The organism is Pseudomonas sp. LBUM1664 (assembly GCF_059695895.1).
The window spans coordinates 4427800-4440564 of the sequence record NZ_CP166791.1 but is presented as its reverse complement, the minus strand read 5'-3'; the positions used below and the strand labels follow the sequence as shown (position 1 = coordinate 4440564).

Sequence of the window (12765 nt, the reverse complement as noted above, 5' to 3'; positions counted from 1 at the left end):
ATGCGATGAATGCACCGCTGAAAGAGTTTGGCCCGATCAAGGCTGTGATTTTTGACATGGATGGGCTGCTGCTGGACACCGAGGGCATTTACACCGAGGTCACGTCCATCATCGCCGAACGCTACGGGCGCACGTTCGACTGGAGCGTCAAGCAGAACATCATTGGTCGCGGCGCTGAGGATCTGGCCCGTTATGTGGTTCAGGCGCTGGAATTGCCGATCACGCCGGAGGAGTTCCTGGTCATTCGCGAACCGTTGATGAGCGAGCGCTTTCCCCACGCACTGGCGATGCCGGGCGCCGAGGAGCTGGTGCGGCACCTGAAGGCCAGCGGCATTCCGATAGCGGTGGGTACCAGTTCGTCGAGTCAGTCATTCGCGCTCAAAACCACCTTGCACCGGGATTGGTTCGCACTGTTCGACTTCATCGTGACGGCGGACGATCCCGAAGTGGGCGCGGCGAAACCGGCACCGGATATCTTCCTCACCGCGGCACGCCGACTGAGCGTTGATCCTCGCGACTGCCTGGTATTCGAGGATTCACCGTTCGGCGTGACGGCAGCCAAAGCGGCGGGCATGACCGCTATTGCCATTCCCGATTCGGCCATGGCTGACGAAAAATATGCCCATGCCGACGCGATCATCCGTTCGTTGAAGATGTTCCAGCCAAGCCTTTGCGGTTTGCCGGAACTGGACTGGGCCTGAGGCCTGCCGACACAACGCGACACAGCCAAACGCCGGTCATGGTTGAACCCATGGCCGGCGTTTTTTATTGCCTGGATCAGGCGCCAAAACCACCGTCGATGGTCAGGCTGGCCCCGGTGATATAGGCCGCTTCCGGGCCCGCCAGGTAGGCGACGAAGCTGGCGATTTCTTCGACCTTGCCGTAGCGCCCGACGGCCATCAGCGCCATCAGGCTGGAGGCGAACTCGCTGTCGGCCGGGTTCATGTCGGTGTCCACCGGGCCGGGCTGCACGTTGTTGACCGTGATGCCGCGCGGGCCGAGGTCGCGGGCCAGACCTTTGGTCAGGCCTACCAGTGCTGCTTTACTCATGGCGTATGGCGCACCGCCGGCGAAAGGCATGCGGTCGGCGTTGGTGCTGCCGATATTGATGACGCGCCCGCCTTCGGTCATGTGGCGCGCGGCTTCCTGGGTGGCGATGAACACGCTGCGCACGTTGATGGCCAGGGTCTGGTCGAAGTCTTCGAGTTTGAATTCGTCCAGCGGTGCCATTGCCAGCACACCGGCGTTGTTGACCAGGATATCTACCCGGCCAAAGGCTTGGACGGTGGCATTGACGGCGTTGCGGATGGCGTCGGCATCGGCGCTGTCGGCCTTGATTGCCAGGGCCTTGCCGCCCGTCGCGGTGATGCTGTTTTGCAGTGCTTCAGACTTGGCGGCGGAGCTGACATAGGTAAAGGCCACAGCGGCGCCTTCTGCAGCGAGGCGTTTGACGATGGCGGCGCCAATGCCGCGAGAACCGCCCTGGATCAAGGCGACTTTACCGCTCAGTGTTTGAGTGCTCATGATGTTCTCCAAACGTGCCGGGGCGAGATGCCGCGGTTGATGGAGGTGAGTATCAAGAGTTGGTTGTCGGCTGTGTAGACGCTTATTGATACAGTCTGTGCAAACCAAAAGTTTAGAGTGGGCCTTATGGAAACCTTCAGCAGTATCGAATGCTTTGTGCGCAGCGCCGAAGTCGGCAGCTTTGCCGAAGCCGCGCGGCGCTTGAGCGTGACCCCTGCGGCGGTGGGTAAAAGTGTGGCCAAGCTTGAAGCACGGCTGGGCGTACGCCTGTTCCAGCGCAGCACCCGCAGCCTGACACTGACCGAAGCCGGCCAGCTGTTTTTGAGGGAAGTCAGCGCCAGCCTCAATACCATCCAGAACGCCGTCGCCAACCTGGCCAGCGCCGGTGGGCAACCGGCGGGCACGCTGAAGGTGAGCATGGGCACGGTATTCGGTCGATTGTATGTCGTGCCGTTATTGGGAGAGTTTTTGCAGCGGTATCCGGCGATCAACCCGGACTGGCATTTCGATAACCGTCAGGTGGACCTGATCGGCCAAGGCTTCGATGCGGCCATCGGTGGCGGCTTCGAATTGCCCCTGGGTGTGGTGGCGCGCAAATTGACGGTGGCCCATCGGGTGCTGGTCGCCTCGGAGGCGTACCTGCAACAGCATGCTGCGGTGATCGAACCCGAAGACCTGATGCAACATCAGGGCATCTTGATTCGTTCGCCACAAACCGGGCGTATCCGTTCATGGCAACTAACTAGTCGCACCCGGCAACACAGCCCGCTGACGCTAAAGGTGCACATCACCATGAGCGACTCGGAAGCCGCTTGCGCCACCGCGACCCAAGGGTTGGGCATCGCCCTAGTGAGCATGCCGTTCGCCGCCCCCTACCTGGAATCCGGCGCGTTGCAGCGGGTGCTGCCGGACTGGTACGTCGACGATGGCAACATTTCCATCTATTACGCCGAGCACAAACTGCTGCCGGGCAAGACCCGGGCGTTTGTGGACTTCATCATCGAGCAGTTTGCCGAGCAGGGATTGGGGGAGCGGTTTAGCGCGGTCTAGAGTTGTGAACTCACCGCCCAAACCGCCCCGGCCAGCCAATGATGGTCTTGGGCCGAGGTGTCGCATAGGTGCGTACCTTCGAGGTCGACAACCCTAGCCGCACCAGGGATTCGGCAATGGTCACCGCCGCGGTCACGCCATCGACCACCGGCACGCCGGTGCGTTGGCGGATCTGTTCATCGAGCCCGGCCATGCCGCCACACCCCAGGCAGATGACCTCGGCTTTGTCCTGGCTGACCGCCAGTTCGGCCTGGTGCACGATGGCCTCGATCGCCCGCTGTGGGTCTTGCTCAAGCTCCAATACCGCTAGACCACTGGCCCGTACCGAAGCGCAGCGGTCGAACAGACCGGAAAGCTTGAGGCGGTCTTCGATCAGCGGCACGGTGCGATCCAGGGTGGTAACCACCGAATAGGCGTGGCCCAGGAACATGGCGGTGCTCGCACCGGCGTCGGTGATGTCCACCACCGGCACGTTGAGCAGTTCCTGCAAGCCTTCCCGACCGTGCTCGCCGTAACCGGCCTGGATCACCGCATCGAACGGCTGATCGTAAGACATCACCCGGTCCATCACCGCAATGGCGGCCAGGTAGCTTTCGAAATTGCCTTCGACGGAATCGGCACCGAAATGCGGCGTGAGCCCGACGATTTCGGTGCCCGGCGCGGCCACGGCCTGGGCCTGCCGGGCGATGGCCTGGGTGATGGATTCGGTGGTGTTGACGTTGACCACGAGAATTCGCATGAGCTGTCCTTCCCCATAAGCGCAGGTGCGGCGGTTTTTCAGGCCTTGGATGTGCTGATGATATTCCCGGCGTGCAGCCCGCATTCTTTCTGCGTGGCTTCTTCCCACCACCAGCGGCCTTCGCGTTCGTGCTGGTTTGGCAGCACCGGGCGAGTGCAGGGCTCGCAGCCGATGCTGATGAAGCCGCGCTCATGCAGGCTGTTGTAGGGCAGCTCCAGCATGCGGATGTAGCCCCAGACTTCTTCGCTGGTCATCTGCGACAGCGGGTTGAATTTGTACAGGGTGCGCTGCGCAGTGGAAAATGCCGTGTCGATTTCCAGCACGGCCACCTGGCTGCGGGTGCCGGGGCTCTGGTCGCGCCGCTGGCCGGTGGCCCAGGCGCGGACATCGGACAGTTTGCGTCGCAGTGGCTCGATCTTGCGGATGCCGCAGCATTCGCCATGACCGTCCTTGTAGAAGCTGAACAGGCCTTTTTCCTTCACGAACGGCTCAAGTTTCGTGTAGTCCGGAGAGACCAGCTCGATATCGATCTTGTAGTGCTCGCGCACCTGATCGATGAAGCGGTAGGTTTCCGGGTGCAGGCGACCGGTGTCGAGGCTGAACACCTTGACGTTCTTGTTCAGCTTCCAGGCCATGTCCACCAGCACCACATCTTCGGCGCCGCTGAAAGATATCCACAGGTCGTCGCCGAATTCGGCAAAGGCCAGTTTGAGGATGTCCTGTGGGGACTTGTTGGCATAGGTCGTGGCGAGTTCCACGACGTCAAACGTTGGGCTCATCAGGGCGGTTTCCTACAGGTCGGTGGCGCTGGGCGCTCTATATGGGGCTGATGGTAACAAAAGCTGTCGGGGCTGGCGCGCTCCTGTGCGTTGCGCAGGCTTCGGCGAATGGCTAGAGTCGGCAAGCCTTTTGTTCGCTCAACCGATAAACATCAAAATAAATGGGAGTGTCTTGTGGAAATTGCCTGTCTCGACCTGGAAGGTGTGCTGGTCCCGGAGATCTGGATCGCCTTCGCTGAAAAAACCGGGATTCAATCCCTCAGGGCAACCACTCGGGACATCCCCGACTACGACGTGCTGATGAAGCAACGGTTGCGCATCCTTGATGAGCACGGCCTCAAACTCTCCGATATTCAGGAAGTGATCGCCACACTCAAGCCGCTGGACGGCGCCATCGAGTTCGTCGACTGGTTGCGTGAGCGCTTCCAGGTGGTGATTCTTTCCGACACGTTCTACGAATTTTCCCAGCCCCTGATGCGCCAATTGGGTTTCCCGACATTGCTGTGCCATCGGTTGATCACCGATGACAGCGGGCGGGTGACCGGGTACCAACTGCGTCAGAAAGACCCTAAGCGGCAGTCGGTTTTGGCCTTCAAGAGCCTGTATTACCGGGTGATTGCGGCGGGGGATTCCTACAACGACACCACGATGCTCGGTGAAGCCGACGCCGGGATTCTGTTTCATGCGCCGGACAATGTGATCCGTGAATTCCCGCAATTCCCGGCAGTGCACAGTTTTGCCGAGTTGAAGCAAGAGTTCCTCAAGGCCTCAAACCGCAACCTGAGCCTGTAAACACAGTCTCTGTGGGAGCGGGCTTGCTCGCGAGGGCGGTGGTCCAGCCAGCATTGATGTCGACTGACACGCCGTCATCGCGGGCAAGCCTTGCTCCCACCAGTGGTACGACGCCAGCCTGTGGGAGCAAGGCTTGCCCGCGATGCTTTTAGAGGCTCTGCAACGTCTCGAGCAACACCCGAACCTTGGTAATCGACTCCTGATACTCAGCCTGCCAATCCGAGTCCGCGACAATCCCGCCGCCGCCCCAGCAACACACTTGCCCATCCTTGACCAGCAGGCTGCGAATGGCGATGGAGCTGTCCATTTCCCCGCGCACGTCCAGGTACAGCAGCGAGCCGCAATAGAGCCCGCGCCGGGTCGGTTCGAGCTCGTCGATGATCTGCATGGCGCGGATTTTCGGTGCGCCGGTGATCGAGCCGCCGGGAAAACTGCCGGCGATCAGGTCCAGGGCGTCCTTGTGCTCGGCCAGCTCGCCGGTCACGCTGCTGACCAAGTGATGCACGTTCGGGTAGCTTTCCAGGCTGAACAACTCCGGCACGCGTACCGAACCGATGCGGCAGGTGCGCCCCAGATCGTTGCGCAGCAGGTCGACGATCATCAGGTTTTCCGCGCGGTCCTTGGGGCTGGCCAGCAGCTCGGCGGCGTGGGCCGCGTCTTCGACTGGCGTGGCTCCCCGGGGCCGGGTGCCCTTGATCGGCCGGGTTTCCACATGACCTTCGCTGACTTTGATGAAGCGTTCGGGCGACAGGCTCAACACCGCGCCGCCCTCCGGCAGGCTCTGGAAGCCGGAAAATGGCGTAGGGCAGGCCGCCCGCAGCGCCTGATAAGCGCTCCAGGCATCGCCCTGGCAAGGGGCGCGGAAGCGCTGGGCAAAGTTGACCTGGTAGCAGTCGCCGGCCTGGATGTACGCCTGGATTCGTTCGAACGCCTGTCGATAGGCTTCGGCGCTAAGGTCAGGCGTCATCGGCCCTTCAAGGCTGAAGGCGCTAACGGGTGCCGTGGTCGGCTGGCTGAACAGTGCGATCAGTCGCTGGCGTTCGCGTTCGCCGCAATGGGGGTGGAACACCAATTGGCTGGTGCTGGCCTGGTGATCGCTGACCAACGCCCAGTCGTACACGCCGAACCGCGCATCGGGCAGTTGCAAGTCGTCCATGGCGTAGGAAGGCAAGGCTTCCAGATGTCGGCCGAAGTCGTAGCTCAAGTAGCCGATCAGGCCGCCGGCAAAGGGCAGTTGCACCGTGGCGGGTAGCGCCGCGTTCCCCAGTTGCGCCAGTTGGCGGCGCAAACGTTGTAGGAAATCGGTACCGCTCTCGTCCGGCAGCACCGCCAGTTGCTCCAGCGGCCAGGCGCTGAGCAGGTCATAACGCCCGCGTTCGGCACTCGGCCGGCCGCTGTCGAGCAGCACACTGCCAGGCGCGTGACGGATCGCGGCGAAATACTCGGCGGGGTTGGGGCGATAGGGTAGCGGGTGTACGGAGCAGGTTGGCATGGGCGAGGCGGGTCAGCCGTTGAGGCGGGGGGGCGATTGTAATCCTTCTGTAGGATTGGCTCCTAGAGGGATGTCGGAGTTGTGGGAGCAAGCTTTGCTCCCACACAGCGGGGCAGTGCGACGTTTCGATAAACCCCCTCACCACAAAATCTGGATTTCAAGGATTACCCCTCAACCGGCGGAATATGCCCAAACAACTCCTGGGCAAACGCCACGCGCTCCTCTACGGTTTCAATGACGCCCTGGGTCTTGAGTTCTTCCAGGCGTGCTTCCACCGCATGGGTGCGCAGGGTCAGGCCGCAATCGTTGGCGATCTGGATGTTCAGCCCCGGCCGGGCGTTGAGTTCCAGGATCAACGGGCCTTTTTCCTGATCCAGCACCATGTCGACGCCGATGTAGCCCAGCCCACACAGCTCATAACAACCAGCGGCCAGTTTCATGAAACCGTCCCAGTAGGGCAGTTGCACGCCGTCCACTGCGTTGGTGGTGTCGGGGTGTTTGGTGATGATGTTGTTCAGCCAGGTACCGCGCAGGGTCAGGCCGGTGGCGAGGTCGACGCCCACGCCGATGGCGCCCTGGTGCAGGTTCGCCTTGCCGCCGGACTGGCGGGTTGGCAGCCGCAACATGGCCATCACCGGATAGCCCATCAGGACGATGATGCGAATGTCCGGTACACCTTCATAGCTGATGCTCTTGAAGATCTGGTCCGGCGTCACGCGGTACTCGATCAGCGCCCGGTCACGGTGTCCGCCCAGGGAGTACAGGCCGGTGAGGATGCTGGAGATATGGTGCTCGAGTTCCTCATGGCTGAGGATCTTGCCGGACACCGTACGATAGCGGCCCTCGAAGCGATCGGCGATCACGATGATGCCGTCGCCGCCAGCGCCCTGGGCCGGTTTGATCACGAAGTCGGTACGCCCGCCGATGATCTCGTCGAGTTTGTCGATTTCCTTCTCGGTGGAGATCACACCGTACAGTTCTGGCACATGAATGCCGGCGGCGATGGCCCGTTCCTTGGTGATGATCTTGTCATCGACGATGGGGTACAGGCTGCGCTTGTTGTATTTGAGCACGTAGTCGGCATTGCGCCGGTTGATGCCCATGATGCCCCGGGCTTCCAGGGCCTTCCAGGTCTTCCAGAGGCCAAACATTACGAGTCAGCCTTGAGGAAAGCCTTGAACCGCACCAGCTCGGTCAGGCGGTAGCCGCGATAGCGACCCATGGCCAGCATGAAGCCCACCAGGATCAGCAGGACCGCCGGGAACGTGAACACGAAGTACACCAGCTCCGGCACGCTCATGATCAGGTGCGCCAGGGACGCGGCGAACAAGGTGCCGATGGCGACTTTCATCGCATGGCCGGCACCGCGCTCTTCCCAGGTGATGGACAGGCGTTCGATGGTCATGGTCAGGATCACCATCGGGAACAGCGCCACCGACAGGCCGCGCTCCAGGCCCAGCTTATGACTGAACAGGCTGATGGCGGCGATCAGCACCACCACGAACGTCAACACCACCGAAAGCCTTGGCAACATCTGCAACTTGAGGTGTTCCAGGTACGAACGCAGCGACAGGCCCAGCGCCGTGATCACCGTGAATAGGATGATGCCGAAGCCCAGTTGGGTTTCCCGGAAGGCGAGGGCGATCAGTACCGGGGTGAAGGTCCCCAGGGTCTGCAGGCCGATCAGGTTGCGTAGCACGAGAATCACCAGCACGCCGATCGGGATCATCACCATGATCATGAACGTCTGCTGGGTTTGCAGCGGCAGGCCGTAGAGCGAGTATTCGAGGAAGTTGGCGTCGGTGTTCTCGTCCGTCAGCTTGGCCAGGCGAATGGCGTTCATTTCGCTGTTGTTCAGGCTGAAGGTGACGGTGGCTTTCTTGCCACCATCGACGGTGATCAGGTTTTCATCGCCGGTCCACCACAGCAGGCGGTCGGTGGGCAGGCCCTGTTCGCCGGTGTCCGGGTTGTAATACAGCCAGTCGGTGCCGTTGAAGCTGCGCAGCCACAGTTCAGGTGTCTGCGGCTGCTCGGCCACCAGGCGGATGGTGTGGACCTTTTCCACCGGTACGTGGGCAATGGACAGCACCAGTTCGACGATTTTCGCTTTGTGGGCTGACGAAGGGTCGCCGGCCAGCAGCAGCTTGACGTTGTCGTCGCTGAGGTTGTTGACCCGCTTGATGGCTTCACTGATGAAGGTCTCGACGTCGGCCGAATGTTGGCGGATCGGCGCGAGCAATGCCTCGGCGGCCAGCTTTTCCGGGCCTTCGACGGCGATGCTGTCGCGGAAGGTTGGGCCCTTGACCTTGGTTTTTTCGGCGCTGTAGCGCTTGGTCAGCACCAGGCGGTAATACAGCGTCTGGTTACCCTTGGCCCGACGGGCCGACCACGTCACCTTGCGGTTCCCGTCAACCCGGTTCACCGCTACACCGTAATTATTGGAAATGAAGCTTTCGTTGAGGCTGACGTAATCGCGGCTCAGGGGCGGCACGAACATCTGGATCTTCACCGGGTCCTTGGCATTGGGAACGAATTCGACCTTGGCGTCGATGTTCCACAAGTCGTCGGTAGCGTCTTCGGTCACTGGAATGCCGAGCACGAAAATCTGATAGGCCGTCACCGACAGGCCCAGCGCCACCAGGATGGCGATCAGCATTTTCAGATGGAGGGTAAGAGCGCGCATTGGAATTACTCTGCGGTATGAGCGGCATTGGCGCAGGCGGGTTTGCCGGCAGCGTATTTAAGACTGGGGTCGACCAGCGCGTCGAAGCGCTTGAGCGCCTCGGAGCCGATCAACAACGGGTATTGGAAGGCGCTTCGGTCAGTCAGGTTCACTTCGATGCTGCGCAGGGCCGAGCCCATGCAGATGTCCAGTTCGATGACCGGCCGGGCCGTGTATTTCTTGCCTTCTTCCGGGTCGTAGTCACCGGCGCGGCGTTTGATCTTGCTGACCCGGGCCAGCGGACGTTCGATGGGATGCGAATGGGCCGCGTCGATGGCCAGGTAAAAGCGCACCCAGGATTCGCCATTGCGTTTGAAGCGTTTGATGTCCCGGGCGCTGAGCGAAGCCGTCTTGGCGCCGGTGTCCAGCTTGGCGGCGACCTCCAGGTCGATGCCCTGCAGGGCGGCATATTCGTTGAGGCCGTACACGGTTTTTTCACCCGCCGCAGCAAGCCCCGGCAGGCACATGAAATAAAGAACAGCAGAAAAGGGCTTGAGTGTCATAGATCCTGGTGCACAGCGTTCCGTTTATCGGTTCAGGCCCTGGCATTACTGCACAAGCTCCCTAGGCAGCCTTCTCTAATAAAGGAGAGCGGCAAATAGCGGCGGCATTCTAGCACGGTGCTTTTGTGACGCCACCGCTGGCCGGACGCTACGACGCGTCCAGTCGCTCGGTTATGGCCGATGCGCTTATTAGACGATTGTCGACAATGCAGATTTTTTCTTTGACGTTTACTGCTCTATTGGTTAGTTTTTGCCATATTGATTTCAAAGGTGTCGACAATATGCTCGATCAGCTCGCAACCCCGATGATGGTTCAGGACGACTCGGAAACCCTTTCCGAGAACGTCTTCCGGCGTATCCAGGCCGCCATCGTCAAGGGCGAGATTGCCCCTGGCAGCAAGATCTCCGAGCCCGAGCTGGCACGCACTTATGGCATCAGCCGCGGGCCGCTGCGCGAGGCGATCCATCGCCTGGAAGGCCAGCGCCTGCTGGTGCGGGTGCCCCATGTCGGCGCCCGGGTGGTGTCCCTGAGCCACGCCGAGCTGCTGGAACTCTACGAAATCCGTGAATCCCTGGAAGGCATGGCCTGCCGCTTGGCGGCCGAGCGCATGACCCTGGAAGAAATCGACGAACTGCGCCGGGTTCTGGAAACCCACGAACGCGATGCGGCGTTCCAGGCCGGTGTCGGCTATTACCAGCAGGAAGGTGATTTCGACTTTCATTACCGGATCATCCAGGGCAGCGGCAACCGTACCCTGACGCAAATGCTCTGCGGCGAGCTGTATCAACTGGTGCGCATGTACCGCATCCAGTTTTCCACCACGCCCAACCGTCCGCGCCAGGCCTTTGCCGAGCACCACCGGATTCTCGATGCCATCGCCGACCGTGACGGCGAACTGGCTGAATTATTGATGCGCCGGCACATCGGCGCCTCTAAACGCAATATCGCGCGTCATTTCCAGGACAGCGCCGCCACTGAACGAGGTGAGTCATGAGTTCCAGCAAGAGCACGCCAGGCCAGCGATTCCGCGATGCGGTCGCCAATGAGCATCCGCTGCAAGTGGTGGGCACGATCAACGCCAACCACGCGCTGCTGGCCAAGCGCGCCGGTTTCAAGGCGATCTACCTGTCGGGCGGCGGCGTGGCGGCCGGCTCCCTCGGGGTGCCGGACCTGGGCATCACTGGCCTGGATGACGTGCTGACCGATGTGCGCCGTATCACCGACGTCTGCGACCTGCCGCTGCTGGTGGACGTGGACACCGGTTTCGGTTCCTCGGCGTTCAACGTGGCCCGCACGGTCAAGTCGATGATCAAGTTCGGCGCGGCGGCTATTCATATCGAAGACCAGGTCGGCGCCAAGCGCTGCGGTCATCGTCCGAACAAAGAGATCGTCTCGCAGCAGGAAATGGTCGACCGTATCAAAGCCGCGGTCGATGCCCGTACCGATGACAGCTTCGTGATCATGGCCCGTACCGATGCCCTGGCAGTGGAGGGGCTGGAGTCGGCCCTGGATCGCGCGGCGGCGTGCATCGAGGCCGGTGCCGACATGATCTTCCCCGAAGCCATTACCGAGCTTGAGATGTACAAGCTGTTCGCCAGCCGCGTGAAAGCGCCGATCCTGGCCAACATCACCGAGTTCGGCGCGACACCGCTCTACACCACCGAGCAGCTTGCCGGTGCCGACGTGTCCCTGGTGCTGTACCCGCTGTCGGCCTTTCGCGCCATGAACAAAGCGGCCGAGAATGTCTACACCGCGATCCGCCGCGACGGCACGCAACAGAACGTCATCGACACCATGCAAACGCGCATGGAGCTTTACGATCGCATCGACTACCACACCTTCGAGCAGAAGCTCGATGCGTTGTTCGCGTCGAAGAAATGAAAAGCGCGCAGCCTCGCTTCCCGTAGGAGCTGCCGTGTGAAACGAGGCTGCGATCTTTCCCTCTACAAATAAAAAAAACTGGAGACAGCAAATGGCCGAAGCAAAAGTACTCAGTGGCGCCGGGCTCCGTGGCCAGGTGGCCGGGCAAACCGCATTGTCCACCGTAGGCCAGTCGGGCGCGGGCCTGACCTATCGCGGCTACGACGTTCGCGACCTGGCGGCTGACGCGCAATTTGAAGAAGTCGCTTATCTGCTGCTGTACGGCGAGCTGCCGACCCAGGCACAGCTGGACGCCTATACGCGCAAACTGAGCCAGCTGCGGGACCTGCCCCAGGCCTTGAAAGAAGTGCTGGAACGCATTCCCGCCGACGCCCACCCGATGGACGTCATGCGCACCGGCTGCTCGTTCCTGGGCAATCTGGAACCTGAGAAAGATTTCTCCGTGCAGCACGACAAGACTGACCGCCTGCTGGCCGCGTTCCCGGCGATCATGTGCTACTGGTATCGCTTCAGCCATGAAGGCCAGCGCATCGAATGCGTGACCGACGAAGCGTCCATCGGTGGCCATTTCCTGCACCTGCTGCACGGCAAGAAACCGAGCGAGTTGCACGTCAAGGTGATGAACGTGTCGCTGATCCTGTATGCCGAACACGAATTCAATGCCTCGACCTTTACTGCCCGGGTTTGCGCGTCGACCCTGTCGGACCTGTATTCCTGCGTCACCGCCGCCATCGGCTCGCTGCGTGGCCCGTTGCATGGCGGCGCCAACGAAGCGGCGATGGAAATGATCGAGCGCTTCAAATCGCCGGAAGAGGCGATCAAGGGCACCCTGGCGATGCTCGAGCGCAAGGACAAGATCATGGGCTTCGGCCACGCGATCTATAAGGACAACGACCCGCGTAACGAGGTGATCAAGGGCTGGTCGAAAAAACTCGCTGATGAAGTGGGCGACACGGTGCTGTTCCCCGTCTCGCAGGCCATCGACAAGACCATGTGGGAGCAGAAGAAACTGTTCCCCAACGCCGATTTCTACCATGCCTCGGCGTACCACTTCATGGGCATCCCGACCAAGCTGTTCACGCCGATTTTCGTCTGCTCACGCCTGACCGGCTGGGCCGCCCACGTGTTCGAACAACGCGCCAACAACCGCATCATCCGCCCGAGCGCCGAATACACCGGCGTCGAACAGCGCAAGTTCGTGCCAATCGAACAACGCTGAGTTGGAGGGAGTTTAGCCGCAGGTACTGGATAAACCCGGAACCCTGTGGGAGCGAGCCTGCTC

13 protein-coding genes are annotated in these 12765 nt (G+C 61.2%); 6 read left to right on the top strand and 7 right to left on the bottom strand.

What is annotated here, in order from left to right:
* Nucleotides 1-5: 5 nt before the first annotated feature.
* Complete coding sequence (locus tag ACA047_RS20670; protein WP_497352460.1) at nucleotides 6-701, top strand: HAD-IA family hydrolase; 696 nt, start codon at nucleotides 6-8, stop codon at nucleotides 699-701.
* A gap of 76 nt (nucleotides 702-777) precedes the next feature.
* Here ACA047_RS20670 and ACA047_RS20665 read toward each other — a convergent pair whose 3' ends face one another.
* A complete protein-coding gene (locus ACA047_RS20665) occupies nucleotides 778-1524 on the bottom strand; it encodes a 3-oxoacyl-ACP reductase family protein (RefSeq protein WP_497352458.1) in 747 nt (248 codons plus the stop codon).
* A gap of 126 nt (nucleotides 1525-1650) precedes the next feature.
* Between ACA047_RS20665 and ACA047_RS20660 the strand changes: the two genes are divergently transcribed.
* Nucleotides 1651-2574, top strand: coding sequence for a LysR family transcriptional regulator (locus ACA047_RS20660; RefSeq protein WP_497352456.1), 924 nt, complete (start codon nucleotides 1651-1653; stop codon nucleotides 2572-2574).
* A 10-nt stretch (nucleotides 2575-2584) separates the two neighbouring features.
* Here ACA047_RS20660 and ACA047_RS20655 read toward each other — a convergent pair whose 3' ends face one another.
* Complete coding sequence (locus ACA047_RS20655) at nucleotides 2585-3313, bottom strand: aspartate/glutamate racemase family protein (protein ID WP_497352454.1); 729 nt, start codon at nucleotides 3311-3313, stop codon at nucleotides 2585-2587.
* A gap of 38 nt (nucleotides 3314-3351) precedes the next feature.
* Nucleotides 3352-4092 (bottom strand): phosphoadenylyl-sulfate reductase, encoded by a 741-nt coding sequence (locus ACA047_RS20650; protein WP_497352452.1) that lies wholly within the window; start codon nucleotides 4090-4092, stop codon nucleotides 3352-3354.
* A 174-nt stretch (nucleotides 4093-4266) separates the two neighbouring features.
* Between ACA047_RS20650 and thrH the strand changes: the two genes are divergently transcribed.
* Entirely contained in the window at nucleotides 4267-4884 is a 618-nt protein-coding gene (thrH, locus tag ACA047_RS20645) for a bifunctional phosphoserine phosphatase/homoserine phosphotransferase ThrH (RefSeq protein ID WP_497352450.1), read from the top strand.
* Between the two features lie 148 nt (nucleotides 4885-5032).
* Here thrH and pabB read toward each other — a convergent pair whose 3' ends face one another.
* The 4 genes from pabB to rloA form a co-directional block, all read right to left on the bottom strand.
* A complete protein-coding gene (pabB, locus tag ACA047_RS20640) occupies nucleotides 5033-6376 on the bottom strand; it encodes an aminodeoxychorismate synthase component I (protein WP_497352448.1) in 1344 nt (447 codons plus the stop codon).
* Between the two features lie 164 nt (nucleotides 6377-6540).
* A complete protein-coding gene (locus tag ACA047_RS20635; RefSeq protein WP_497352446.1) occupies nucleotides 6541-7527 on the bottom strand; it encodes an alpha-L-glutamate ligase-like protein in 987 nt (328 codons plus the stop codon).
* Entirely contained in the window at nucleotides 7527-9059 is a 1533-nt protein-coding gene (gene rloB, locus ACA047_RS20630) for an osmotic stress tolerance membrane protein RloB (protein ID WP_497352444.1), read from the bottom strand. The genes ACA047_RS20635 and rloB overlap by 1 nt, the downstream gene beginning before the upstream one ends.
* Nucleotides 9060-9064: 5 nt before the next feature.
* Entirely contained in the window at nucleotides 9065-9601 is a 537-nt protein-coding gene (gene rloA / locus ACA047_RS20625) for a retropepsin-like aspartic peptidase RloA (protein ID WP_497352442.1), read from the bottom strand.
* A gap of 281 nt (nucleotides 9602-9882) precedes the next feature.
* Between rloA and ACA047_RS20620 the strand changes: the two genes are divergently transcribed.
* The 3 genes from ACA047_RS20620 (at nucleotide 9883) to prpC (ending at nucleotide 12702) form a co-directional block, all read left to right on the top strand.
* On the top strand, nucleotides 9883-10596 hold the full coding sequence (locus tag ACA047_RS20620; protein WP_497352440.1) for a GntR family transcriptional regulator: 714 nt from the start codon (nucleotides 9883-9885) through the stop codon (nucleotides 10594-10596).
* A complete protein-coding gene (gene prpB, locus ACA047_RS20615) occupies nucleotides 10593-11483 on the top strand; it encodes a methylisocitrate lyase (RefSeq protein WP_497352438.1) in 891 nt (296 codons plus the stop codon). The genes ACA047_RS20620 and prpB overlap by 4 nt, the downstream gene beginning before the upstream one ends.
* 91 nt (nucleotides 11484-11574) lie before the next feature.
* Nucleotides 11575-12702 (top strand): bifunctional 2-methylcitrate synthase/citrate synthase, encoded by a 1128-nt coding sequence (prpC, locus tag ACA047_RS20610; protein WP_497352436.1) that lies wholly within the window; start codon nucleotides 11575-11577, stop codon nucleotides 12700-12702.
* Nucleotides 12703-12765: the final 63 nt, after the last annotated feature.

Coding starts and splice junctions, on each gene's coding strand:
- ACA047_RS20670 (WP_497352460.1), top strand. CDS start 6: ATGAATGCACCGCTGAAAGAGTTTGGCCCGATCAAGGCTGTGATTTTT.
- ACA047_RS20665 (WP_497352458.1), bottom strand. CDS start 1,524: ATGAGCACTCAAACACTGAGCGGTAAAGTCGCCTTGATCCAGGGCGGT.
- ACA047_RS20660 (WP_497352456.1), top strand. CDS start 1,651: ATGGAAACCTTCAGCAGTATCGAATGCTTTGTGCGCAGCGCCGAAGTC.
- ACA047_RS20655 (WP_497352454.1), bottom strand. CDS start 3,313: ATGCGAATTCTCGTGGTCAACGTCAACACCACCGAATCCATCACCCAG.
- ACA047_RS20650 (WP_497352452.1), bottom strand. CDS start 4,092: ATGAGCCCAACGTTTGACGTCGTGGAACTCGCCACGACCTATGCCAAC.
- pabB (WP_497352448.1), bottom strand. CDS start 6,376: ATGCCAACCTGCTCCGTACACCCGCTACCCTATCGCCCCAACCCCGCC.
- ACA047_RS20635 (WP_497352446.1), bottom strand. CDS start 7,527: ATGTTTGGCCTCTGGAAGACCTGGAAGGCCCTGGAAGCCCGGGGCATC.
- rloB (WP_497352444.1), bottom strand. CDS start 9,059: ATGCGCGCTCTTACCCTCCATCTGAAAATGCTGATCGCCATCCTGGTG.
- rloA (WP_497352442.1), bottom strand. CDS start 9,601: ATGACACTCAAGCCCTTTTCTGCTGTTCTTTATTTCATGTGCCTGCCG.
- ACA047_RS20620 (WP_497352440.1), top strand. CDS start 9,883: ATGCTCGATCAGCTCGCAACCCCGATGATGGTTCAGGACGACTCGGAA.
- prpB (WP_497352438.1), top strand. CDS start 10,593: ATGAGTTCCAGCAAGAGCACGCCAGGCCAGCGATTCCGCGATGCGGTC.
- prpC (WP_497352436.1), top strand. CDS start 11,575: ATGGCCGAAGCAAAAGTACTCAGTGGCGCCGGGCTCCGTGGCCAGGTG.